Source organism: Roseateles sp. SL47 (assembly GCF_026625885.1).
Taxonomy (GTDB): domain Bacteria; phylum Pseudomonadota; class Gammaproteobacteria; order Burkholderiales; family Burkholderiaceae_C; genus Roseateles.
In genome coordinates this window covers 252,584-275,503 of record NZ_CP113068.1, presented here as the reverse complement: position 1 = coordinate 275,503, position 22,920 = coordinate 252,584, and the positions used below count along the sequence as shown (strand labels likewise).

General features: G+C 66.1%; 18 protein-coding genes. 9 read left to right on the top strand and 9 right to left on the bottom strand.

All coding sequences use genetic code 11. The annotated features are described in order from the left end of the window. Positions 1 to 62: 62 nt before the first annotated feature. Complete coding sequence (locus tag OU995_RS01065) at positions 63 to 551, top strand: hypothetical protein (RefSeq protein ID WP_267833500.1); 489 nt, start codon at positions 63 to 65, stop codon at positions 549 to 551. Between the two features lie 80 nt (positions 552 to 631). Next, positions 632 to 1,015, top strand: a complete 384-nt coding sequence (locus OU995_RS01060) for a VOC family protein (RefSeq protein ID WP_267833499.1) — start codon at positions 632 to 634, stop codon at positions 1,013 to 1,015. A gap of 81 nt (positions 1,016 to 1,096) precedes the next feature. On the opposite strand, the gene OU995_RS01055 is transcribed toward OU995_RS01060, so the two are convergent. Both OU995_RS01055 and OU995_RS01050 read right to left on the bottom strand, forming a co-directional pair. Next, positions 1,097 to 1,957: an isochorismatase family protein gene (locus tag OU995_RS01055; protein WP_267833498.1), complete on the bottom strand. Its 861-nt coding sequence runs from the start codon at positions 1,955 to 1,957 to the stop codon at positions 1,097 to 1,099. Positions 1,958 to 2,059: 102 nt separating this feature from the next. After that, a complete protein-coding gene (locus OU995_RS01050; RefSeq protein WP_267833497.1) occupies positions 2,060 to 3,601 on the bottom strand; it encodes a methyl-accepting chemotaxis protein in 1,542 nt (513 codons plus the stop codon). Between the two features lie 630 nt (positions 3,602 to 4,231). On the opposite strand from OU995_RS01050, the gene OU995_RS01045 reads away from it, so the two are divergent. Further along, on the top strand, positions 4,232 to 6,871 hold the full coding sequence (locus tag OU995_RS01045; RefSeq protein WP_267833496.1) for a hypothetical protein: 2,640 nt from the start codon (positions 4,232 to 4,234) through the stop codon (positions 6,869 to 6,871). Positions 6,872 to 6,914: 43 nt separating this feature from the next. Here OU995_RS01045 and pobA read toward each other — a convergent pair whose 3' ends face one another. After that, entirely contained in the window at positions 6,915 to 8,093 is a 1,179-nt protein-coding gene (gene pobA, locus OU995_RS01040) for a 4-hydroxybenzoate 3-monooxygenase (protein WP_267833495.1), read from the bottom strand. Between the two features lie 295 nt (positions 8,094 to 8,388). On the opposite strand from pobA, the gene OU995_RS01035 reads away from it, so the two are divergent. The 3 genes from OU995_RS01035 (at position 8,389) to OU995_RS01025 (ending at position 10,592) form a co-directional block, all read left to right on the top strand. Beyond that, complete coding sequence (locus OU995_RS01035) at positions 8,389 to 9,252, top strand: helix-turn-helix domain-containing protein (protein ID WP_267833494.1); 864 nt, start codon at positions 8,389 to 8,391, stop codon at positions 9,250 to 9,252. A gap of 11 nt (positions 9,253 to 9,263) precedes the next feature. Next, complete coding sequence (locus OU995_RS01030) at positions 9,264 to 9,605, top strand: hypothetical protein (RefSeq protein WP_267833493.1); 342 nt, start codon at positions 9,264 to 9,266, stop codon at positions 9,603 to 9,605. A 162-nt stretch (positions 9,606 to 9,767) separates the two neighbouring features. After that, entirely contained in the window at positions 9,768 to 10,592 is an 825-nt protein-coding gene (locus OU995_RS01025; RefSeq protein WP_267833492.1) for a fumarylacetoacetate hydrolase family protein, read from the top strand. A 445-nt stretch (positions 10,593 to 11,037) separates the two neighbouring features. Here the strand turns inward: OU995_RS01025 and OU995_RS01020 are convergent, their stop codons facing one another. After that, positions 11,038 to 11,772, bottom strand: coding sequence for a TetR/AcrR family transcriptional regulator (locus tag OU995_RS01020; RefSeq protein ID WP_267833491.1), 735 nt, complete (start codon positions 11,770 to 11,772; stop codon positions 11,038 to 11,040). 112 nt (positions 11,773 to 11,884) lie between these two features. Between OU995_RS01020 and OU995_RS01015 the strand changes: the two genes are divergently transcribed. After that, entirely contained in the window at positions 11,885 to 12,283 is a 399-nt protein-coding gene (locus tag OU995_RS01015; protein ID WP_267833490.1) for a DUF3331 domain-containing protein, read from the top strand. A gap of 37 nt (positions 12,284 to 12,320) precedes the next feature. Here OU995_RS01015 and OU995_RS01010 read toward each other — a convergent pair whose 3' ends face one another. Both OU995_RS01010 and OU995_RS01005 read right to left on the bottom strand, forming a co-directional pair. Continuing rightward, a complete protein-coding gene (locus tag OU995_RS01010; RefSeq protein WP_267833489.1) occupies positions 12,321 to 13,634 on the bottom strand; it encodes a nitrate/sulfonate/bicarbonate ABC transporter ATP-binding protein in 1,314 nt (437 codons plus the stop codon). A 20-nt stretch (positions 13,635 to 13,654) separates the two neighbouring features. After that, positions 13,655 to 15,382 carry an ABC transporter permease gene (locus OU995_RS01005; protein ID WP_267833488.1) on the bottom strand — a complete coding sequence of 576 codons (1,728 nt, stop codon included), beginning with the start codon at positions 15,380 to 15,382 and terminating at the stop codon, positions 13,655 to 13,657. A gap of 455 nt (positions 15,383 to 15,837) precedes the next feature. On the opposite strand from OU995_RS01005, the gene OU995_RS01000 reads away from it, so the two are divergent. Then, complete coding sequence (locus tag OU995_RS01000; RefSeq protein ID WP_267833487.1) at positions 15,838 to 17,817, top strand: DUF2968 domain-containing protein; 1,980 nt, start codon at positions 15,838 to 15,840, stop codon at positions 17,815 to 17,817. Between the two features lie 225 nt (positions 17,818 to 18,042). Further along, positions 18,043 to 18,954, top strand: coding sequence for a 2-hydroxyacid dehydrogenase (locus OU995_RS00995; protein ID WP_267836418.1), 912 nt, complete (start codon positions 18,043 to 18,045; stop codon positions 18,952 to 18,954). A gap of 567 nt (positions 18,955 to 19,521) precedes the next feature. On the opposite strand, the gene OU995_RS00990 is transcribed toward OU995_RS00995, so the two are convergent. The 3 genes from OU995_RS00990 to OU995_RS00980 form a co-directional block, all read right to left on the bottom strand. Next, positions 19,522 to 20,784 (bottom strand): PepSY-associated TM helix domain-containing protein, encoded by a 1,263-nt coding sequence (locus OU995_RS00990; protein ID WP_267836417.1) that lies wholly within the window; start codon positions 20,782 to 20,784, stop codon positions 19,522 to 19,524. Continuing rightward, positions 20,781 to 20,987 (bottom strand): hypothetical protein, encoded by a 207-nt coding sequence (locus tag OU995_RS00985; RefSeq protein WP_267833486.1) that lies wholly within the window; start codon positions 20,985 to 20,987, stop codon positions 20,781 to 20,783. Before OU995_RS00985 ends, OU995_RS00990 begins: the two co-directional genes overlap by 4 nt. 202 nt (positions 20,988 to 21,189) lie before the next feature. Continuing rightward, positions 21,190 to 22,863, bottom strand: coding sequence for an FAD-dependent oxidoreductase (locus OU995_RS00980; RefSeq protein ID WP_267833485.1), 1,674 nt, complete (start codon positions 22,861 to 22,863; stop codon positions 21,190 to 21,192). Positions 22,864 to 22,920 lie beyond the last annotated feature (57 nt).

Sequence of the window (22,920 nt, the reverse complement as noted above, 5' to 3'; positions counted from 1 at the left end):
CATGCGAGTTGCTTGATCGGCGTAGGCTCCGGGGTAACCCTTATCCGTTCCGGAGTCCTCCCGTGCTGTCCCGTCTGCCCCTTCGCATTTCTTCGGCCTGCGGCCTGGTGTCGACCGTGGCGCTGGCTGCCGTGGCGATGGGGCTGACCGCCTGTGACCGGCTGCCCAGTTATGAAGGGCCGGAACTGTCCGCCTTCGAGCAGCAACAGCATCAGCGCTGCGTGGCCTTGCTGCGCTCCGCCTGGCAGGGCGCTCCGGTGCGGTCCACCTCGGCCGAGCGTGGCGCCAGCGGGCTGGACTACGTCTGGGTGAATGTGGATGTTGATGACGACCACGACGACATCCAGCGTCGCACCGCCAAGGGCACGCAGCATGCGGGCCATTGCCAGTTCGACCAGGGCGGCGATGTGGTGCATGTGCACAGCTATGCGCTGAACGGCACGCAAGCCCTGGCCAACCGCCAGGACGAGTCGGGCTACCGCTATTTCACCGCTGGCATCAAGGACGCGGGCGTGGCCGCAGCACCGGCGCTGCCTTCGGTTCAACGCTGAACGACGGCGGCCGCTGGGAAGCAGGGAATCCAGCCGCGCGGTTCTGGCTTAATGCGGGCTGTTGATCTCCTGCACGTGCCATGCTGAAACGACTGCACCACGCCGCCATCATCTGTTCCGACTACCCACGCGCCAAGCGCTTCTACACCGAGGTGCTGGGGCTGCAGGTGCTGGCGGAACACTACCGGGAAGCCCGAAGCTCCTACAAGCTGGATCTGGCGCTGCCGGATGGCTCGCAGATCGAGCTGTTTTCCTTTCCTGGTGCGCCACCGCGTCCGTCCTACCCGGAGGCGCAGGGCCTGCGGCATCTGGCCTTTGCGGTGGAGGATGTGGACGCCTGCAAGCGCCGTCTGGAGGCTCAGGGCGTGACGGTGGAGCCGGTGCGGGTGGATGAATACACCGGCCGGCGCTTCACCTTCTTTGCGGACCCGGATGGGTTGCCGCTGGAGCTCTACGAAGGTTGAAGCCGCTGTGGGGGGCTGCTGTGGTGCCGCTCTGTGGTGCTGCCGGGGCGGTGGCCGGGGAGGTCACGGCCGGCAGGGCGATCAGCCCGCCGCAACCAGGGCCAGGGCCTCGGCCGCCGTCATCGACCGCACGCCCCAGTCCGCCGCGCGTTGAAAGAAGGCGGCTTCCCCCGCTTCAAAGCCGGTCACCGGGCTCATGCAGTCCCGCAGTAGCACCACGCGGTGGCGCCGCTCCGGCGTCATCGCCTCCAGCAAATCTTCCGCCGTGGCGGCCACACAATGGCTGCTGGCTTCGCCGGCAATGAAGGTCAGACCGGCAAAGCTCACGATGCGGTCCACCAGCACATGATGGATGCCGGTGCTCGGATCGTCGGGCAGCGGCACCTCGGCCTTCACGGCGCTGTATTGCTCGGTCAGCGGATGGCGGCCCTTGAGCACCTTCTCCACCACCCGCAGCGACCGGCTTTCCCAGGCGGCCAAGGCCTGGGCCACGTCGGCATGGATGTTGTGGCCTGGGGTGCCCGTCACGCAGTGGGTGGGCCAGACCATCAGGCGGTACTGCTTGGGGCTGGCTTCAAGCGCGCCCAGATAGAAGCGCACATGCTCGGCCAGGTGGCGGTCACGCGGGGCGTAGGCGCCGTCCTTGACCTGCTGCAGGGTGATCTGGGTGAAGGGGGCCACCGGGCCGCCGTCGGCCGTCTGCCAGAACGAAGGGCGTTCGATGGCATAAGCGGGATGCGAATCCAGCGTGACCACGATATCCGTCAGACGGCTGCCGGCCGCTTCAATGAAGCCGGCCACGCGTTGCAGGTCGGCATGGGCCCCCGGCACCGGCAGGGTCGCACCTTCGATTCCATCGCAGAAGTCGTTCTGCGGGTCGACGATGAGCAGTTGGCAGCGCGACGACGGATGGGGAGCAACAACAGGCGATGCAGCGGACATGATGAACTCGCAGACTGAAGGTGTCTGTGAGTATAAAAAGCTGCAGGGCGCGACGCGCCCTGCATTCGATCCCTGTCGGATCAGCGTTGAATCCGTGCTGGATCAGAGCCGGAACACCCGAACCGCTTCCACCAGGCTTTGGGCCTGGCCGCGCAGGCTCGACGCGGCGGCGGCGATCTCTTCCACCATCGCGGCATTCTGCTGGGTGGCGGCATCCATCTGCGTCACCGCACCGGACACTTGCGACACACCTTCCGCCTGCTCCGCGCTGGCCACGCTGATTTCACCCACGATGCCGGTGACCCGCTGGATAGCCGTGACCACATCGTTCATGGTCTCGCCTGCGCGGTTCACCAGGTTGGTGCCGGCTTCCACCTGCTCCACGCTGGCCTCGATCAGCGACTTGATCTCCTTGGCCGCGGCCGCCGAGCGGCCCGCCAGGTTGCGCACTTCGGTGGCCACCACCGCAAAGCCGCGGCCCTGTTCACCGGCCCGCGCGGCTTCCACGGCCGCATTCAGGGCCAGGATGTTGGTCTGGAAGGCGATGCCGTCGATCACACCGATGATGTCGGCGATCTTGCGTGAACTGCCGTGGATGCCCTGCATGCGGGACACCACTTCCGCCACCACCTGACCCCCACGGGTGGCGACTTCCACCGCATTGGTGGCGAGCTGGTTGGCCTCGCGGGACGACTGAGCCGTCTGGCCCACCGTACCGTTCAGTTGTTCCATGGCGCTGGCGGCCTGCTGCACATTGCCGGCCGTCTGTTCGGTGCGCTGGCTCAGGTCCTGATTGCCGGCGGAGACTTCCTGGCAGGCATTCTGGATGTTCTCGGAAGAGTCACGCACCGTCGAAATGGCGCGTTGCAGGCTCAGGCGCATGGCGTCCAATTGGGCCATCATCTGTGCGATCTCGTCGCGGCCTTCGGCAGCGACCGAGCGCGTCAGGTCGCCACCCGCCACGGCCTCCACCATCTGCTGGGCGCGGCTCAGCGGCACGGTCACCGAACGCGTCAGCACCCAGGCAAACACGGCGCCCACCACCAGCGCCAGCGCGCCGATCAGGCCGATGCGCCATTGGGCCAACGTGGTGGCTTCATCCACCTGTTTGGCCATGTCGTCCAGTGTCTTCTGCTGGAACTTCAGGTAGTCCACCATGTTGCCGAGGAAGACGTCCGCCTGCGGGCGGAATTCCTGCTCCAGGATGCGAATGGCTTCGTCCGCATTGCCGGCCTTCTTGGCGGCGCCGATCCGGTCCCGAGTGCCGGTGTAGACCTTGCGGGCTTCGATCAGCTTGTCGACGACCTTCTTTTCCTCGTCGCTCTTGGGCATTGCATCGAGCGCCTTGATGATCTCATTGCCGCGCGCGGTGGAGACCTTCACGTCATTCACAAAGTAATCCGCCAGGGACGAGTCCGAGCTTTTGGCAATGGCGGTGTAGCGCTTCACGCCCACCAGCGTGAGCATGTACCACTCGCTCACCAGCCGTTCCTTCTGCAGCGGCACATCCATCATCTGGCGAGTGGACTCCGCAGTGCGGCCCAGGCTCATGCCACCGATGAACACAATGGCGGCCAGCAGCACCAGCACCACCCCAAAACCCATGGCCAGGCGCGAGGCCAGCCTCATATTGTTCAATTTCACTCGGGTGTCCCCTCTTGCATGTCTGCGAATGACAGTCACTGTAGTCACCCGACCCCCCATCCGACAGGGGGAGGAGGCCCAGCTTCACCATGCATTTCGTGTTTTGTGGGCACATTGCGCTGAAAGTTGACGGTACCGCTGTCATGGCCGTTGGCATCGGGCCACGTTCAGTGCGAATTCCGCCACGGACTACGGCCCGTCGTGGAGTGCCTGAAGGAATGTCTGCAGGACTCACGTCATGAGGCGCAGTGCAGACACTCAATATCGTGTTTGTAAAGGATGGGCCATTCCCCGAAAGGGTTGGCGCCGCCCGCAAGTGTTGGTTGAAAGCCGCCCCGAAAGTAAGCAGTGTTTCAGTCACGCCTGCACGCTTGAAAGCGTCTGGCTGTCGCCTTCCAATCCGCCGCTGATTCGCAGGTTGATCGCCCCCGCCGGCCTCGTGGGTTCCCGTGTCTCCGGGGCCGTCTGGGCGAAATCGACCTTGCATTGCATTCCCTGGCCGCTGAGGCCACCCAACGCCGCGGAGCCTGCTCCCGGCGGGCAGCGAGGTTTGAATTGGCAACGTCTTCCACTCCCCGGCGCGAGCGCCACCGTTTGTTGGCCAGCTTGGGCTTGAGCCTCTGGCGACCCGTGGCCGCTGTGATGGTGACCGCAGGGTTGCTGGTGGGCTGCGGCGGCGACGGTGGTGGCACCGACACTGGGCCGGTGGGCACCACGCCGCCAGCGGAGAACCCGGCCTCCTCACCGGCCTCGCCCACCACACCCACCACGCCCACCACGCCCACCACGCCCACCACGCCCACCACGCCATCACCGGCCGCCTCCGGGCCCACCACCGCGCTGCAGCTTCCCCTGGAGGTGCTGGGCGACGGTCTGCCCAACACACCGGTGGTGGCCACCGCCAATCTCACGCTGGATGCGGCCGGCGTCGGCGCGGCCACCCAGCTCTGGTTCCAATGTCACCGCTGCGGTTTCTTCGGGCCGCCCGAGTTCGAAGCCACCCGATATGCGCCGACGCAGATCAAAGCCAGCCTGCGGGTGCTGGGCGGCGTCTCCGCCGACAACGCGGCGGACATCCCCTGGGTCGATATCACCGACAGCACCGTGACCCTGGCCGATGCCGAACGGGTGCAGGGCGGCCTGAATCGCGGGGGGCTCTACACCGTGCGAATCAGCTATGCGCTGGATGCCAACACGCGCGCACGGCTGGTGAATGGCATGAACCTGGTGCAGTTCCGCTTCAACGGCACCGATGGTGAATCCAACGGCTTCCGCGTGATTGCGCTGCAGGTGCGCAATGCGGCGGGGCAGAGCCTGGCCACCAATGCGGTGCAGAGAGACAACATCGCCCTGGAGAAGGACGCTGGCAAAACCATGAGTGATGCCGTCACCGCCGGCCAGACCTTGTGGAATGGACGAGGCCTGCTGCTGAAGTCGGCGCTGACCGGCCGCAGCATCCAGGCGGCCTGCGCCTCCTGCCATGCCTCCGACGGGCGCGACCTGCAGTACTTCAACTATTCCAACCATGCCATCGTGCAGCGGTCGCGCTTCCACGGGCTCAGTCAGGCCCAGGGCCAGCAGATTGCGGCCTTCCTGCGCTACAGCCTGCAAAGCGTGCCGCATGTGGCCCAGGCCGCTCCCTGGAATCCGCCCTATCAGCCCGGGCCGGGACTGGACAGCCGCCCCCTGGCGGAATGGTCGGCCGGTGCCGGCCTGGACGCCGTGGTGGACAGCCCGGCCGATGCCGTCAAGGCGCTCTTTGGACAGCCGCGCGACGGGACCGCGCTGGCCCTGACACAGACCGATGTGGACCGCGTGATGGATGCCACCGCCACATTGAACACGCGTGAAGTGGCCATGCCGATCCAGTTCCCGGATTGGAATGCCTATCTGCCGGCGATGCACCCGATGGACATCTGGCCGTCGGGGAGTGCCGGTGGCGCCTGGGAGACCGGTGCCACCTTCGCCGGCAATGGCAAGCTGGACCCGCTGGGCACCTACAAGAAGATCGGGGCCTGGTTCCAGTCTCATCAGAATCCCAATGGGGTGCATGGGGACTGGAGTCATCTGACGCCGGAGCAGCGCAATGAAATCCAGAGCCTGCTGCAGCCGTCCGGATTTGAGTTGTATGCCTTTGCCGGCGGCGGTCGTGGCAATCACATTGCCAGTTCCGGCCACTATGGCGCGCAGGTGGGTGCCGCCAATCTGCAGCAGCTCGCGTCCAGCACCAACACGGCCCGTGAGCCGGCTGCTTTCACCACCCATGCGTTCATCGAGCGAGCGGTGGGCAGCCTCTTCCAGTGGAATGTGGTGCAGCACTGGGAATGGGCACAGCGCTACGGCCTGGAAGGCAATCAGCAATGGTTCATTGGTGATTACGACGCCAGCACCAAGACCTGGAAGGGCCGTGGAGAGGCGCGAGGCTGGCCGTTCAACACCGTCAGTGCCTTCTACCTGGCGCCGCACATGGTCTACCAGACCGACACCGACAGCAGCGGCAAGGTGACACGGGAATGGATCCTGGCCTGGGAGACCGGCAACCGGGTGGGCTCCTACTACCGGACCAATGCCTGGTATCAGGCCCAGGTCAGCATCAATCCGGGGGCGCAGAGCGACTGGGTGAACTTCTCGGTGGACTGGCCTTATCTCACCGGCTTCGATGAATATCTGGCCAATGAGATCGGCGGCACCACGTCAGCGCAGGGCACGGCCGGGCTGCTCAGCCGCATCCGGCTGCTGCAGGCGCGCATCAAGTCCGCGCAGTATGTGAACAACGCCATCCCGCTCTATGTGGCCTCCGACACCGGCTCGTTGATCAACAACCGGGGCCGCTTCGGCCGAGGGCAGGTGCTCAAGCATCTGATGCCGACCAGTTTCATGGATGCCAGCTCCACGCAGGGCACCGCCTATTCGCAGTTCTCAGGGCTGAGCCAGTTGCAGTCAGGCCTGCCGTTGCTGGTGCTCAATGGAGCGCTGAAGCAGTTCAACCAGGTGTATGCCTCCACCAACCCGGCGGATTGGCGTCGCTGCGATCCCAACAACAACGATCTGGGCGAGCCGGAACCGACGGCGGGCTTTGCCTTCTGTGTGGACCGCAGCAAACGGGCGCTGCCGTTGCTGTCGCCCGGTGTGTACGGGATGACGTCGGTGGGCGACCGGATCACGCCGGAGCAGAAGCTGCAGTATTCGGTCTGGAAGGCCCAGCAGCTCGGGGCGGATGCGTCGCGGATCAACACCCTCAATGCCTGGGTGGGGCGGCTCTGGCCCTGACGGCGGGATCTCAGGTTCTGCCTCCAGCTTCGGCAGCAGCCATTCAGATTGGCAGCCCCACATAGTTCTCCGCCAGCACCCGCTGCGCCGCTTCCGAGCTGAGCAGATAGTCCAGCTCGGCCCGCTGCAGCTTGTGCTGGATGGGCGGCTCATGGTCGAAGCCGTGGAGCAGGGTGGTCATCCACCAGGAGAAGCGCTCGGCCTTCCAGATGCGCGCCAGGCAGCGGCTGGAGTAGTGGTCCAGCCCGGTGGGGGGGCCACCACTGTAGAACTCGATCAGGGCCTGGGACAGGTAGCGGATGTCCGACGCCGCCAGATTGAGGCCTTTGGCCCCGGTGGGGGGCACGATGTGCGCAGCATCGCCCGCCAGGAACAGGCGGCCAAAACGCATCGGCTCCGCCACGAAGCTGCGCAGCGGCGCGATGCTCATCTCCAGCGCGGGGCCGGTCACCAGCTGTTCGGCGGTGGCCGGGTCCATGCGGCAACGCAGTTCCTGCCAGAAGCGCTGGTCATTCCAGTGGTGGACCTGCTCGGACAGCGGCACCTGCAGGTAGTAGCGGCTGCGGGTGGGCGAGCGCATGCTGCACAGGCTGAAGCCCCGTTCGTGGCGGCCGTAGATCAGTTCGTGGGAGACCGGTGGCGTGTCGCTCAGCAAGCCCAGCCAACCGAACGGATAGACCTTCTCATAACAGCGCAGGGCCTCGGCGGGCACCGAGGCGCGGCAGATGCCGTGATAACCATCGCAGCCAGCAACGAAGTCGGCGACGATCTCCCGGGTGACACCTTCCACCTCGCATCGGGCGCGCACCTCTGAGCCGTCCCAGGTGTCGAGATGCACCTGTTGCGCGTCATACCAGCAAGGCCGTCCGCTGGCCGCGCGGGCTTCCATCAAGTCGCGGGTCAGTTCGGTCTGCCCATAGACCGTGACGGAACGCCCCACCAGCGCCTGCAAGTCGATGCGATGGCGGCAACCGTCCACCATCAGCTCGATGCCGTGGTGCAGCAGCCCTTCCCGGTGCAGGCGGTCGGCCACACCGGCTTCTTCCAACAAGGCCACCGTGCCCGGCTCCAGCACGCCTGCACGGATGCGTTGGCGCACATGCGTGGCGGAGGCGCGTTCGACGATGAGGCTGTCGATGCCGGCGCGATGCAGCAACTGGCCCAGCAACAGGCCGGATGGGCCGGCGCCCACGATCAGCACCTGGGTGCGGTGAGTCTTCATTGGATGGCTCCTGCGGCGCTCGCGCGCTGCCTCGATGGGCAACTGCACGGGCTTGTCTCCGGGTGGAAGCGTAGGCCGGGCAGGCCGAGGGCGGAATAGACGCAGCGAACCTGGGCTTGCACAATCGGAACCTATGAGGCGATCTCGGCAGACCACGGGGCAGGGCCCATCAGCAGTCGGCCGCCAGGGCCTGGAGGCTGGTGGACCCGCAGAAGTGGGCGGTGCAGCCACAGGCTTACTGGCGCCTTCTCGCCCGTCGGGTGGGCGCCAGAGCGGACCCTCTGTGGGCCAGTCGATGCCGCCGGTGTATCAGCTGTATGGTGAAAACCCCAAGGCGGCGGGTCTGGATGGCTTGCACCTGGAGTCGATTGCCGCCCGCAGCCGCTTGCACAATTGGGAAATACTGCCGCACCGCCATGCGCATCTGGTTCAACTCCTGCTGGTGCAGCGCGGCCCGGCCACCGTGCAGTTAGATGCTGAACATCGGGTGCTGCGCGGCCCGGCGCTGGTGTGGGTGCCCGCCCTGGCGGTGCATGGATTCCGGTTTGGTGAGGCCACCCAAGGCCTGGTGCTGACCCTGGAGCACACGCGGGTCATCCGCCTGCTGGCTGGCGCGCCCGACCTGCTGGACAACCTGCGCGGACCGCGTGCGCAACCGCTGGAGGCCCGATCGCCGCTCACGCGCAGCCTGCTGGCCGTGGCGGAGCAATTGCATCAGGACTACTTCGGCACCCCGCCCTGGCGAAGCCTGGCGCTGGACCATGCCGTCGGGCTGCTGTTGACCCACGCGGCCCGGGTGCAGCCCCAACGAGCCCCACGGGAGGAAGGCCGTGGCCTGCAGCATCTGGCCCGTTACCGCGAGCAGGTGGAGCGGCGCTACCGCGAGCAGCCCAGCGTCGCCGCGCTCGCCCAGCCCTTGGGCATCACACCCACTCAGCTCAACCGGCTCTGCCGCAAGCATTTCGGCTGCTCCGCGCTGGCGGTGCTGCATCACCGGCTGCTGCTGGAGGCGCAGCGGGAACTGGGCTACACCCATCTGCAGGTGCGTCAGATCTCCGATGGGCTGGGCTTCAGCGACCCGGCCTATTTCACGCGCTTCTTTGCCCGGTCCACCGGCCTGTCGCCCAGCGAGTGGCGCGTGCGGCATAGTGGCGGCTGAGAGTGTTCCCGATGCCGCGCCACCGCCACCGCCACCACCACCACCACCACGTCTATGTCGTCGAACTGTCCGACCGGGTCTGGAACGAGCCGCGCTTTCGCAAGGCCAACCCGGACTATCAACTGGGCAAACCCTTTGTGTACGTGGGCATGACGGGGCTGGACCCGGACCTGCGTTTTGACAAGCACAAGGCCGGCATTCAGTCCAACCGCTTTGTGTTGGACTACGGACTCCGCCTGTTGCCCCAGCTCTATGAGGTCTACAACCCGATGCCCTACGAGGCGGCACGGGAGATGGAAGTGGAACTGGCCATCGGCCTGCGGGAAGCGGGGTTTGGGGTCTGGCAGGCGTGAACGCCCCTGGCCCGTCTGTTCGGCGCGCCACGCCTGCACCGCACGTTTGAGTCGCTATTCGCAGCGCAGTGAACCGCTTCGTGGCAAACGCGGATAGGCCCCCAACGGCCTTCAGGTCTAGTCTGTTGCCTGGTTTCGCCTCACACATCCAGGAGACTTTCCATGACCGACAGTTCCTCCCGGCGGCTGGGCCGCCGCTCGATGCTCACCGCCTCGGCGGCGATGGCCGCCGGTGCCGTGGCCGGTTGCGCCCTGCCTGGCCAGGCGCAGAACGAGCCCAAGGCGGCCGCATTCAAGACCCCGTTCGAGGTCACGCCCACCACCGTCCCCATCATTGGCAGCGATCTGCGCTTTCCGGTGCGCCGCATCTATTGCATCGGCCGCAACTACGCCGCGCATGCCCGCGAGATGGGCAGTGACCCGACCCGCGAGCCGCCGTTTTTCTTTCAGAAACCGACCGACGCCATCCAGAACGTGGCGCCCGGCACGGTGGCGGATCATCCCTATCCGACCCTGACCAAGAACTATCACTACGAAGTGGAACTGGTCGCCGCGCTCCACAAGGGCGGCCGTGATGTGCCGGTGGCGCAGGCGCTGGACCTGGTCTACGGGTATGCCCTGGGCCTGGACATGACCCGTCGCGACCTGCAGCGGGCCATGGGCAACGAAAAGAAGCCTTGGGAGATCGGCAAGAGCTTCGACCATGCCGCTCCCATCGGCCCGATCCATCCGGTGAGCCGGATCGGCCATCCGAAACAGGGCGCCATCTGGCTGAAGGTCAATGGCGACACCCGGCAAAGCGCTGATCTGAGCATGATGATCTGGAGCGTTGCCGAGCAGATTGCCAATCTGTCCAAGGCCTTCGAGCTCTACCCTGGCGACATCATCTACAGCGGCACGCCGGAGAACGTGGGGCCGGTGGTGAAGGGGGATGTGATCGACTGCCATATCGACGGTCTGCCCAACCTCGGCATCCGCATCGTGTGAGCCTGTTGGCGGGGGAGTTGTCCCCCGCCGTCGGTCCGCCGGCGCCCCGGCTGTGGACACTGCTTAAAAATGAGGCGCTGCAATGGATTCCCTTTGGAATCAACAGGTTGTGAAACTGCTGCCCGCCCTTCCAACAGACTTGTCCACAGAACGGGTGAACAGTCCGGCGCCGAAAGCGACGGGCTGGAAAAGTTGTCCCCAGGCGATGGCTGTCAATCGCCGCGCGGGTGGAAAACGCGGGTGTGAGTCGCCATCCGCACGCGGCAGGGCCCTCGTCGGGCTTGTTGCCCCCACTGCCTCAAAGTGAGGCACTGCAGGCTTCTTCCAATGCTGACAAGCACTTGCAGCATCCCTGCCCGTGCTTCCAACAGGCTTGTCCACAGAACTCGTGAACAGGCGTCGAAGCGGCTGAAAGTTGTCCCCATCGCCGTCGGAAGCACGGAAATCAGGCCAGCAGCGTCAACACCACCTTCAACAGCTCCCGCTTGAAGGTCTCCGGGTCGTGAGTCAGCGGAGAGACTGCGCGCAGCACATGCGCATAGGCCACCGTCTTGCTGATGCCCTGGGTCAGCATCGAGAACATCAGCCCAGGGTCGCAGCCCTGGAAGTCGCCGGCCGCCATCGCGTCTTCCATCAGGGGGAGGAAAACCTGATGGAAAGGCTTGACCATACGGTCCACCAGCACATCCAGCCGCGCCCCTTCTTCGGTGGCGGCGGTGGAGAAGAACATGCCGATGTCCGGGTCCTCGAACACTTTGTCCATGAAGTGCACCATCGCCTGCTCCACGCGCTTGCGGGGCGAGAGGTCCGCGCGGCTGCGCAACTCGGTGGCGACCTCCAGCAGCGGATGGATCCGTGCGGCGATCTGGTCCACCACGGCGATCCACAACGCCTCCTTGGAGCCGAAGTGATGGGCGATCAGGGCTGCGTCCACGCCGGCCTGCCGGGCGATGTCCCGCACGCTGGTGGCTTCGTAACCGCGCCGGGCAAAGATGCCGCGCGCCGTGCGCAACAAGGCATCCGCGCCCTGGGCGGCTTCGCTGGAGGGGCGCCCGCGGCTGCGCCGCGCCCGCGGGCCGGATCGTGGGCAGGCGTTGTCGGAAGGTTCCGGCGCATGTTCCGAGGAGTGCTCCACGGCGGATCCGGAAGAAGGCTTGATGCGAGGAGGGTCCTGGCTCATGACGCCCCGTTCTTTGCTATATTCATCACTCGTTGAATTATTTCAGAAGTCTCTGACAACGACGCCTGAAGGGATGTTTTCGGGCTGACAGTCGTGGAAAGGTGTTGCAGGCATGCACAGCGAGCACAAAGAAATGGCCCAGGAGGGCTGGTTGCGCACCATCGCATGGTTGGGCGCGCGTGGTGCTGACGACCATCGGGCATCCTCATGGCGGCCGCCGAGCCGGGCGCCTGTGCGCCGTGCGGTCCATGATGCCGCGCCGGTGCGTCCCCCGGCCACCATCCATGTGCTGGATCGGCCCACGCCGCGTACGGCGGCGATTTCGTGGTCCGACCCCGGGGTCTGCCACTACGGCTATCAGATCTGGGACATGGCCCCGGCCAAGCGGACCGGGGTCTGCGTGCTGACCGGCAGCAAGATCCAGATCGGCGACATCGTTTATTGCCCGCGTGAAGAAGAAGCCCCGGTCAATGCCGGGGCCATGATCGCGGCGGCCTACGTGGACGCCTGAACCGTCAGCGCTGCCGGGGGAGGTTCCTCCTCCAGGCTCACGCTTCGGTATCACCCGCCGGCAGGCTCAGCTTGCCGGTGTTGTAGTCGTACTCGAAGACTTCCCCGTGCCGCGCCCAAGTCACGGCGGTCTTCATCACCGCATCGGCTTCCGCATCGTCCAAGTGCTCGCTCAGCAGCCGCCGCACCGGGGTATCCATCAACTGGCCGGTCGGCTCCTGCTCCAGGCTGTGGCGGATGTGCGCAATCAGCGGCACCTGCAGCATCAGCTGCTGGCCAAACAGGTCGCGGCGCAGTTCATGGGGGCCATCCACATAACGACGGCCCAAGGGCGTGAGCTGCAGGTCACCGCTGTCGAGCTGGGCCAGGCCCAGCAGGGCCAGCGCGTGGGCCACCGGCAGCAGTTGCGCATCCGGCAGGCCGGATTCTTCGCTGAGCTGGGGCAGGTCGGCCCGGCCATCGAAGGGCGGTTCGGCCAGGAGTTCCAGCAGGCCGTCCATGCGGGCCACGTCGGCGGTCGGCAGCCGCTCCACCAGCGGCGGTGCCGCAGCCACACCGGCCTCCACCGTGCCGTGAGCGCGGCCAGGGCGGCCGGCGGTCATCAGCGCATAGACCTCGTCGATCAGCGCACGCACGTCGGCGCTGTCCGGATCCCGCGGCCGGGGCAACTGCACCGACAGCTGGCAACGGATGCGGCCCGGGTCACTGGCGAAGATCAGCACACGGTCGGCCATCAGCACCGCTTCTTCGATGTTGTGGGAGACCACCAGCATCGCCTTCGTCGGCATGCCGCCGCCCTGCCACAGCTCCAGGATGTCTTCCCGCAGGCGTTCGCCGGTGAGCACGTCCAGGGCCGAGAAGGCCTCATCCATCAGCAGCACATCCGGTTCGGTGACCAGGGCGCGGGCAATGCCCACCCGCTGGCGCATGCCGCCGGACAGCTCACGGGGCAGCGCCCCTTCAAAGCCGGCCAGGCCGATCAGCGCGATGGCGGCCTCGGCGCGCTTCTCCCGATCCGCCTTGGGCATGCCGCGGGCTTCGAGCCCCAGTTCCACGTTCTGCTGGACGGTCAGCCAGGGGAACAGTGCAAACGACTGGAACACCATGCTGATGCCACGGGCCGGACCAAACAGCGGCTGGCCGCGATAACGCACCTGGCCGTGGTCGGCCTTCACCAGCCCGGCCATGATGCGTAGCAGTGTGCTCTTGCCGGAGCCGGACTGCCCCAGCAGGGCCACGATTTCGCCGTCGCGCAGGTGGAAGTCAACGTCTTCCAGCACCGGCCGCAGGTGCCCGTCAGCGGAACGGAAGGTCTTGCCGACGCCGGTCAGTTCGAGGATGGTGGCGGACATGAAAACTCCTTCGATCCGATTCAGAAATGCATGCGGTCTTCGGCCAGCCGATAGAGGCGGCGCCAGACAAAATGATTGAGGCCCATGACGAAGATGCACATCACGCCGATGCCCAGCGCAATCCGCGGGAAGTCGCCCTGCGCCGTCATCTGCGCGATGTAGGCGCCGAGGCCATGGGCCTGGACGGTGGTGTCCCCCCAGCTCACGTATTCAGCCACGATGCTGGCATTCCATGAGCCGCCGCTGGCGGTGATGGCGCCGGTCACGAAGCTGGGGAAGACGGCGGGCAGCAGGTAGCGACGCCACTTCAGCCAGCCAGTCAGGCCCAGGTTGCCGGCGGCATGGCGCAGCTCGGCGGGGATGGTGGAAGCGCCCGCAATCACGTTGAACAGCAAATACCACTGTGTGCCGAAGATCATCAACGGGGACAGCCACAGATCCGCATTGAGCTTCCAGTGCACGATGGCCATCACCGCCACCGGGAACAGCAGATTGGCCGGGAAGGCCGCGAGGAACTGGGCCACGGCCTGAAGCCGGCCACTCCATCGTGGGTTCAGGCCGATCCAGATGCCCACCGGCACCCACACCAGGGCCGCCAGTGCAATCAGCAGCAACACTCGCAGCATCGTGATGCAGCCCAGCACAAACACGTGGCCGGCTTCGGCCCAGCCCACCTCGCTGTGCACGAAATCCACCAGGCGCCAGAGCGCCAGCATCACGGCGGCGGCCAGTACGGCGTCCCACAGGCGCTGGGACGTCGGGCTTGACTGGCGCTGGCGCGCGCGGATGGAGGTGCCGTCATGGGAGCGGCTGAACCAGACCAGGCTGCTTTCCAGCCGGTCCACAAACCAACTGCCGAGGCGGCGGGTCATCTGCGTGCGACGCAGCCAGTTCAGCATCCACGACTCCGGTGCGGCCTCGCTGCCACTGTCCTCGAATCGGAACTTGTCGGCCCAGGCCACAAGAGGACGGAACACCAACTGGTCATACAGCAGGATGCCCACAAACATGCAGAGAATCGCCCAGCCGATGGCTGGAAGGTTCTGCGACTCGATGGCCAGTGCGATGTACGAGCCCACGCCCGGTAGTTTGATGCTCTGGTTGGAGACCGAGATGGCCTCCGACGCCACCACAAAGAACCAGCCGCCGGACATCGACATCATCATGTTCCACAGCAGCGCCGGCATGGCGTAGGGCAGCTCCAGCCGCCAGAAACGCTGCCAGCCCGAAAGCTGGAACACCTGCGCAGCCTCCTGCAATTCCGTCGGCACCGTGCGCAGCGACTGGTACAGGCTGAACGCCATGTTCCAGGCCTGCGAGGTGAAGATCGCGAAGATGGCCGCGCATTCCACACCCAGCAGATTGCCGGGGAACAGGGCAATGAAGCCGGTGACCGTGATCGACAGGAAACCCAGGATGGGAATCGACTGCAGGATGTCCAGCATCGGCACCAGCAACTTCTCCGCCGCGCGCACCTTGGCCGCCAGCACGGCAAAGGCCGCGCTGAACAGCAAGGCCAGCAGCATGGCGGCCAACATGCGCAGGTTGGTGCGCAACAGGTAATACGGCAGGCGGGACGGATCCAGCGACAGGGGCAGTGGGTCGCCGAGCTCGAACGGACGGGCCATCTGCGTGGCGCCATAGGCCAGCAGCACCAGTGCAGCGAGGACCAGGGGCAGCAGGGCCCAGTCCCAGCGGTTCGCGCCCGCGTCGACCACCTGCCGCGGGAAAAATTCGCGGCGGTTCATGGCATGTCTTTCTCGGGAGACGTCTGTCGAGGGGCGACAGTCAGGTGCGCAGCATGCCTCAAGTGCCCTTCAGAAACCTGTCTTGTCCTGACCCTCCACAGGGTCAGAGCACCCACCCAATGGTGCAGGCGCCTCATGAAAGTTTGTAGGTGGACGACCTGTATGAGGGGTTGATGAATGACGAGTGTTGGTGGTTCTGGCGGGATGTTGATCAATTCGAGTCCGAGTCCTGGCGGAGGCTTCCAACAATGCGAGTCCCTGAAAGCCCGGACCCTTCTTCCATGACTCAGCGCCTTGCACTGCGACCTTCTGCCGCGCCCCTCGTTGTCCACGGCAGGGCTGTTTCTGAACCCAGCCCGGTGAACGCCGGATGGTGGAATCGGTTGTGCAGCATCCACCGCGTCGGTCCGTCCAACGGTGTGCGGAGCGTGTTTCGTTCACCGATGCGGCGTTCCATGCATATGGTGTTGGGGGCTTGGTGGCGCGCCTGGCTGGGGGCGCGAGTCCGCCGTCTGCAGCGCCCATGGATCGGCGCGATGGTGGGGGTGATGCCTCTGCTGCTGCTGGCCTTGTGGCACGCCCATGCGGGTGCTCAGCCCCCTGCACAGGTGCCGGCCACCGCGACCCCGCAGGAGGCGAACAACGTGATCGAGCTGCAGGTGCTGCAGGCCCAGCGGGCCTTGGTGTCGCTGCGCAAGATCAAGATGGATCAGGGCACCATCGAGCTGCTGCTGCATGCCAAGACCAATGTGCATTACATCGTTGTGACCACGCTGCGTGGTGAGGTCCGGCGGGTGGTGAAAGCGGACAACGAGCGTGTGGCGCTGATCGGGTTCGAGAACTTCCGACGCCTGGCCGGGCAGGGCGAAGCTGGGCGGCCTGCCTTGATGGGGGAGCGCTTGTCGGCGATGGCCCCTGCTGGGGCTGGGGGTGGAGCAGGGGGTGGGACCCCGCCTCCAGCAGTGGGGGCGGCGGCATCGCCGGGCGCTGCTGCAGCAACTGGCTCGGCAACATCCAGCGGCTCCAGCGGCGTGGCGTCAGCCTTGGTTGGAGCCGGGGTGGATCAGGGAACGCCTGGGAGTCCAGGGAGTCCAGGAGCACTGGGCACGCAGCGGGCTCAGGTGACGCAAGTGGCTCAGGTGACTCACGTGGCGCAACGGAACCCGTCCGCTCCGTCGACTCAATCCGCTCAATCGACTCCACCCGCACAATCCGCACAAGCGGCCCAAGTTGCCACTGTGGCTGCTACGTCCTCCTTTCCCGGGATGGCCGTTGCTGCGAGGCCTTCTGGTGTAGGGGCCGCACCTGCCCCTGCACCTGCGCCGACGGCAACGGCAACGGCGGCATCTGTCTCTTCGGCCAATCCGACCGTCAACCTAGCCTCGACGACCGCCACCCGGGCAGAGAACACGTCGGCGCCGGTCTCTACTGCTCGGCCCACATCGACCGGCGCAGTGGCACCTGGGGGTGTACCGATGGCGGCGCGTCAGGGCTCTTCGGCCACGATCGCGTCCAACGCCACGATCGCGTCCAACGCTACCAACGCCACCAACGCCACCAACGCCACCAACGCGTCCGCCGCTAGCGCCATCCGCGCCTCCGTCTCCAGTGCTTCCACGGGGGCAACTGCGTCAAGCACCGGCAGCGGTGCCTCCCAATCGCTGAGCGCGACTCACACCGCCAGCAGTGCAAGTGCTTCGGGCCAGCCTGCCGCCCCTGCGGCGGCGACCAGTGCCGGGGCCAGTGCCGGGGCCACTGTCGGGGCCAGTCCTTCGGACACCCCCATCCGTCCGCTTCGCTCCCCGCTGATGGAGGAGGTGCAACGGCTCCAGTCGGTGGGCCAGTTGACGACCATGCGCCGCACCGACAACGGCGGCTTCAATGCCAACCTGTTGTTCCATGCGGACACGGCCCGCTATTTCGTCCTGCTCTCCCAGGGCCAAGACATCTGGCGTGTGGTGCAGGCCACCGACAGTGCCCAGGCCTTGCGAATCTATGAAGACCTGGCCGGGCAGTCGGCCGCGCTGGCTGCCGACGAAATCCGCCGTCTGGAACTGAAGGCCCAGACCGAAGCGGCGCAGCGTGAGCTCAAGCTGGCGCAGGCGCAGGCGCGCCAGATGGCGTTGGAACTGGAAGCGGACCGTCGCTACCGCGCCATGATCGAAGCCCAGGAGTCGCAAAGTCGTGCCGATGTCTCTGCGCTGCAGCAGCAGCGGCAGAAGCTGCAGGAGCAGTTGCAAGCGGAACAGCGACGAGTCATGGAACTGCGTCGGCAACTGGATCCGTCCGCCGCACAGACCGGTGTTGCGGCCGGTGGAAGAAGGAGCGGGCAGGCCGACTGCCGCGTGGCGCGACCGGGTCAACCGGTGTCGGCGGCGGAGCGAGAACTTCCGTTGTGTGGCCCGGACGGACGGCCCCGTACCCAGGCGCCCTGAACGCGAGCCCTGAACGCGAGCCCCTAAGGCACATCCTGAATGCGCACCCTGAATGCGCTCTGGGTCTGGGGCAGGCAGATTGCACGCGGTGCGCTGCCCGCCCCTTCGCCGGCCGTCTTTCTGGGCCAGCGTCCTATCATCCCCAGCGATGTGATCATCCTGGGGACTCCTGTGAACGACACCCGTCCGCGCGCCACCAACGCCCTTCCTCGCCTGCTGCTGTTGATGCCCATGGCTGAGCAGCATCAGGCGCAGCTGCGCCAGCGCTTTGACGTGATCTACGCTCCGACCGGCGACTTGCGCGCCCGGGCGGTGGCCGAGCAAGGCAACAGCATCGAACTGGTGCTGACCATTGGTGCGGTGGGCCTGCGGGCCGACGAAATCGCGGCCATGCCCAAGCTGGGTTTTGCCGCTGCGCTGGGGGCTGGTTACGAAAACATCGACGTGGCCGCTGCCAAGGCCCGCGGCATTGTGCTGGCCAACGGCGCCGGGACGAATGACGCCTGCGTGGCCGACCATGCCATGGCCTTGCTGCTGGCCAGCGTGCGGGCACTGCCGCAACAGGAGAAGGCGCTGCGGGCTGGTCTCTGGCGTGACGATCTACCGCTGCGCCCCAGCGTGAACGGACGCCGCCTGGGCATTTTGGGCATGGGCACCATTGGCATGCGCATCGCACGTCGGGCCCTGGCCTTTGACATGGAAGTGGCCTATCACAACCGCCGCCAGCGCCACGATGCGCAGGGCTGCCTGTATGTCGATTCCGTGTTCGGCCTTGCCGAGTGGGCGGATTTTCTGGTGGTGGCGGCGCCCGGCGGCCCGGGCACCCGGCACATCATCAATGCCGAGGTGCTGCAAGCGCTGGGCCCACAGGGGCATCTGGTGAACATTGCCCGAGGCAGCCTGGTGGACACGGCGGCCCTGGCGGCAGCGCTGGCAGCCGGGCAACTGGCCGGCGCCGCGCTGGATGTGTATGAATCGGAGCCGCATCCGCCTGAGGCACTGCTGGGCTTCCCGAACGTGATCCTCACGCCGCACATTGCGGGCTGGTCGCCAGAATCGATTCAGGCCACGGTGGACCTGTTCCTGCTGAATGTGGAGCGCTGGCAGAACGGGCAGCCGCTGCAAACGCCGCTGTAAAGCCCCACAGGCACCCAAAGATCTACCGAAGAGCTAGCGAAGAGCTAGCGAAGAGCTAGCGAAGAGCAGCCGAAGAGCGACCGAAGAGCAGCCGAAGAGCAGCCGAAGAGCAGCCGAAGAGCCACCTCACAGGGGGCGTCGAAGCGCCTTCTTGAAGGCCGCCAAAAAAATATCCGCCCGGGAGGGCCGACGAAGGTGCAAGCACCGGCGTCAGGCCGCTCCAACAGGGCGGACCAAGGGGGTTTGAACTGAAATGACGAACCGCGGTGTGGGGGGTTAACCCAGCACGCCAGTGACCAGACCGAGGCAGGACAAAAGACCGATGCCGAGGACCCAGGCGTCCGCGTTGTTCAATGAAGACCAGACTCGTTGCTTGAGCACTTGCATTGCCATCTCCCTGTTGCTGCCTCGAAGGCCGGACCATGGGGACACCACGACCTGCCCTAGCGGGTTGGCCACCATGCCCCGCCCGGGCGGGTTGGGTTGGCAGCTTCGAACTCCCTCGAAGCGCCCACCGCGACGAAGCCAATGTACTGGATGGGCATACAGTAGTCAACGGCTGTTGCATCAAGCCGTCGAAGCGGCAGGGGCTTGTTCCAGCGATCCCTCCGGCGATCCCGCTGATGATCCACTCCCCGCTTCATCCAGTGCTTCATCCAGCGCTTCTTCCAGCGCCAGCGTCGCCGCCGTGGCCGGTGCTCCGGCCTTGCGCCGTGCCCCCTGCGGTTTGCGCAGCCACAAATAAACACCCGACCCCAGCACCAGGAGGGTGGCCACGTCCAGCAGCGCCCACAGCACCTTCATCGGCATGCCGCCGTAATCACCAAAGTGCAGCGGCTGCGACACCAGCAGGGCTGTCAGATACCAGGGCAGTTCCGGCGCGGCGGTCAGGGCACCGGTCTTGGCATCCATCAGCATGGGCGCCAGCAGACGGGACTTCAGCGGACTCGATCCTTTGAGGAGCACCGTGTTGTGGTGAGGGCTGGAGTAGGCGGTGCCCGGAAACGCGATGAAGGACACCTTCATGTCAGGCGCGTGGCTCACCGCGTTGTCCATTGCCTGTTGCAGCGAGCCCCGCTGAGCCATCGGCGTGACGGGTTCGTCCTTGTACGGGGCCAGCAGGGCGCTGAGCTGGTCATACTGCCAATACTTCACCAGCAGGTCGGCCCAGGTGTTGATCATGCCGGTGGCTCCCACCACGAAGCACCAGACCAGGGTGACGATGCCCATCAGGTTGTGCAGGTCCAGCCACTTGATGCGGGTGGAGCGCTCCCGTCTGACCTCTCCAAAGGCCAGCTTGCGCATGAACGGGGCATACAGCACCACGCCGCTCACCAACGCCACCAGCAGCAGCAGGCCCATGAAGCCGAGGAAGAGCTTGCCCGGCAGGCCGGCAAACATGTCCACATGCAGCCTCAGCATCAGGTCCATGAAGCCTTCACCCACCTTGTAGTCGCCCACCACCAGGCCGGTGCGGGTGTCCACCGCAATCGACTTGTAGTCGTTGGTCGGGGCCGGCGTCGGGGTCATGGTGAACCACCAGAGATGCGGGTCGTCCTCGCTGGGGCCGGCAAACTGGATCACGCGGTCCGGATAGCGAGCCTTTGCGGCCTGTGCCATCACATCCAGGCTGACGGGCGGCGTCTCGGCCAGATGGGCCTGGGCGGCGGTCAGTGGCGGGGCTTCGATCTCGTCCCCCAGCAGATGGCCGATTTCGTGATGAAAGATCAGCGGCAGACCGGTCAGGCACAGCATCAGCATGAACAGCGTGCAGATCAGGCTGGTCCATTTGTGCCACCAGGTCCACGTGCGAATGGCGCGGGCGCTCAGCATGGCTTGCGTCCTGGGGAGTGCGTGGCGGGCGCCCGTCGCCACCCGAACCAGGCCATCACGCCCACCGGCAGGCCCAGGGCGATCCAGGACCAGACGTCCCCCCAGTGGTCCGACACCAGCGCGCTGAACAGCCCGCTGGCGGTCAACAGCCCCAGCAACAGCGGCCATCCCCAGAGCCGGCGGAATTCCGATGAAAACATTTGCGAGGTCTTCTCAAATGAAAGCTGTTCTCATCTTAGCCGGAGGGGCCTCCAATTCCGCAGGGCCGGCGGCCGCTGCGTATCCGCGTCTTCCCGATGTGGGGGTGGGGCGAACCCCGTGAGGAGGCCTTGGGAAGCCCGAGGGAGTCGGGCGGCGAGCGGGCGGCGAGCGGACGGAGAGCGGACGGAAGGCGGACGTCGCTCAGGCCCCCTGTGCTTCGCGAGCCAGATATTGGTGGATGCTGGCCACCACCTGGGCGCCTTCACCAATCGCGCCGCCCACCCGCTTGACTGAACCGGCCCGCACATCACCCACGGCGAACACACCAGGGACGCTGGATTCCAGCAAGGACGGCGCATAGGTACCCAGCGAGCACTCACAAGCCTGGCCGGTGATGATGAAGCCGGACTTGTCCAGCTCCAGGCCGCAATCCACCACGCAACCCGTTTCCGGCTCGGCGCCGATGAAGAGGAAGAGATGCTGGGTGGCCAGCCGACGCTCCTGGCCGTTGCGGCGATCCCGCCAGGTCACCGCCTCCAGGCTGTCGCCGCCTTCCAGCCGGCAGATCTCCTGATGGGGAATCAGCTCGATGTTGGGCGTGCTCTTGATGCGGTCGATCAGGTAGCGGGACATCGTCTCGGCCAGGCCAGGTCCACGCACCAGGATGATCACCCGGGCCGCATGATTGGCCAGGAACACGGCGGCCTGCCCGGCGGAATTGCCGCCGCCGACCAGCACCACGGTCTTGCGGCTGCACACCCGGGCTTCGATGGGTGAGGCCCAATAGAAGATGCCGCGTCCCTCGAAGCGCTGCAGTTCGTTGATGTCCGGACGGCGATAACGGGCGCCGGTGGCAATGACGGCGGTGCGGGCGCGCAGGGTGCGCCCGTCCTCCAGCGTCAGGCGCAGTTCGCGCTGATCACTCTCCCGGTGGCAGGTCATGCGGGTGACCTTGGCCGGAATCAGCATGTCGGCGCCGAATTTCTGGGCCTGGACAAAGGCCCGTCCCGCCAGCGCCTGACCGGAGATGCCGGTGGGGAAGCCCAGGTAGTTTTCAATGCGGGAGCTGGCGCCGGCCTGGCCGCCATACGCGCGGCAGTCCACCACCAGCACCGACAGGCCTTCGGAGGCCGCATACACCGCCGCCGACAGGCCACCCGGCCCGGCGCCGATGATCACCACATCCAACAGGTCGGGCCGCTCGCGGCCATCCACCATGCCAAAGCAGCGCGCCACCTCGTCATCTGACGGATTCACCAGCACCGCACCATCCGGGCACAGCACCACCAGCTCGGTGCCGTCCTGCATGTATTGCTGGGCGATGGTGCGGGCGTCGTTGTTGTCTCTGGGGTCCAGCAGTTGATGCGGGAAGCCGTTGCGGCCCAGGAAACTGCGCAGCCGCATCACCGGCCCCGCGCCCGGGCTGCCGATGAGCGTGGCGCCGCTGGCGCCTGTTTCAATCAGGCCCACGCGGCGCAGGATGAAGGCACGGGTGAGCCGTTCGCCCAGGTCGGCTTCCGCAATCAGCAAGGCCCGCAGCTGTGGCGGCGAGACCTCGATGGCTTCCACCTCGCTCTGGGCTTGCGCATCCACCAGCGCCGGTCGGCCGCTGAGCTGGCCCACCTCGCCCATGAACTGGCCGGGACCGTGGGTCACGATGGGGGTGCTGTGGCCCAGGCTGTCGCGCTGGGTGATGGCCACTTCGCCGCTGAGCACCAGCAGCATGCCCATGCCTTCTTCGCCGGTCCGCACCACCCACTCGCCGGCCGAATAACGCCGCAGCTGGCCGAAACGGGCCACGCGTGCCATGTCCGCCATCCCCAGGGTGGGGAACATCTGATCACGCCGGTTGTCCAAGTGATTGGGCTGAGCCATTCATATCTCCTGCGCTTACCCTAACCGAGGGCGGGGGTGGCGGCAAGCGCCGTTAGG

What these genes read in the sequence shown, in the direction of transcription:
- OU995_RS01010 (WP_267833489.1), bottom strand. Translation starts at nt 13,634, where the DNA reads ATGTCCGCCACCATCCTCGAACTGACCGGCGTCGGCAAGACCTTCCGT.
- pobA (WP_267833495.1), bottom strand. Translation starts at nt 8,093, where the DNA reads ATGAAGACTCACCGCACCCAGGTGCTGATCGTGGGCGCCGGCCCATCC.
- OU995_RS01060 (WP_267833499.1), top strand. Translation starts at nt 632, where the DNA reads ATGCTGAAACGACTGCACCACGCCGCCATCATCTGTTCCGACTACCCA.
- OU995_RS00995 (WP_267836418.1), top strand. Translation starts at nt 18,043, where the DNA reads ATGCCCATGGCTGAGCAGCATCAGGCGCAGCTGCGCCAGCGCTTTGAC.
- OU995_RS01025 (WP_267833492.1), top strand. Translation starts at nt 9,768, where the DNA reads ATGACCGACAGTTCCTCCCGGCGGCTGGGCCGCCGCTCGATGCTCACC.
- OU995_RS01055 (WP_267833498.1), bottom strand. Translation starts at nt 1,957, where the DNA reads ATGTCCGCTGCATCGCCTGTTGTTGCTCCCCATCCGTCGTCGCGCTGC.
- OU995_RS01015 (WP_267833490.1), top strand. Translation starts at nt 11,885, where the DNA reads ATGCACAGCGAGCACAAAGAAATGGCCCAGGAGGGCTGGTTGCGCACC.
- OU995_RS01020 (WP_267833491.1), bottom strand. Translation starts at nt 11,772, where the DNA reads ATGAGCCAGGACCCTCCTCGCATCAAGCCTTCTTCCGGATCCGCCGTG.
- OU995_RS01000 (WP_267833487.1), top strand. Translation starts at nt 15,838, where the DNA reads ATGCATATGGTGTTGGGGGCTTGGTGGCGCGCCTGGCTGGGGGCGCGA.
- OU995_RS01030 (WP_267833493.1), top strand. Translation starts at nt 9,264, where the DNA reads ATGCCGCGCCACCGCCACCGCCACCACCACCACCACCACGTCTATGTC.
- OU995_RS01005 (WP_267833488.1), bottom strand. Translation starts at nt 15,382, where the DNA reads ATGAACCGCCGCGAATTTTTCCCGCGGCAGGTGGTCGACGCGGGCGCG.
- OU995_RS00985 (WP_267833486.1), bottom strand. Translation starts at nt 20,987, where the DNA reads ATGTTTTCATCGGAATTCCGCCGGCTCTGGGGATGGCCGCTGTTGCTG.
- OU995_RS01035 (WP_267833494.1), top strand. Translation starts at nt 8,389, where the DNA reads ATGCCGCCGGTGTATCAGCTGTATGGTGAAAACCCCAAGGCGGCGGGT.
- OU995_RS00980 (WP_267833485.1), bottom strand. Translation starts at nt 22,863, where the DNA reads ATGGCTCAGCCCAATCACTTGGACAACCGGCGTGATCAGATGTTCCCC.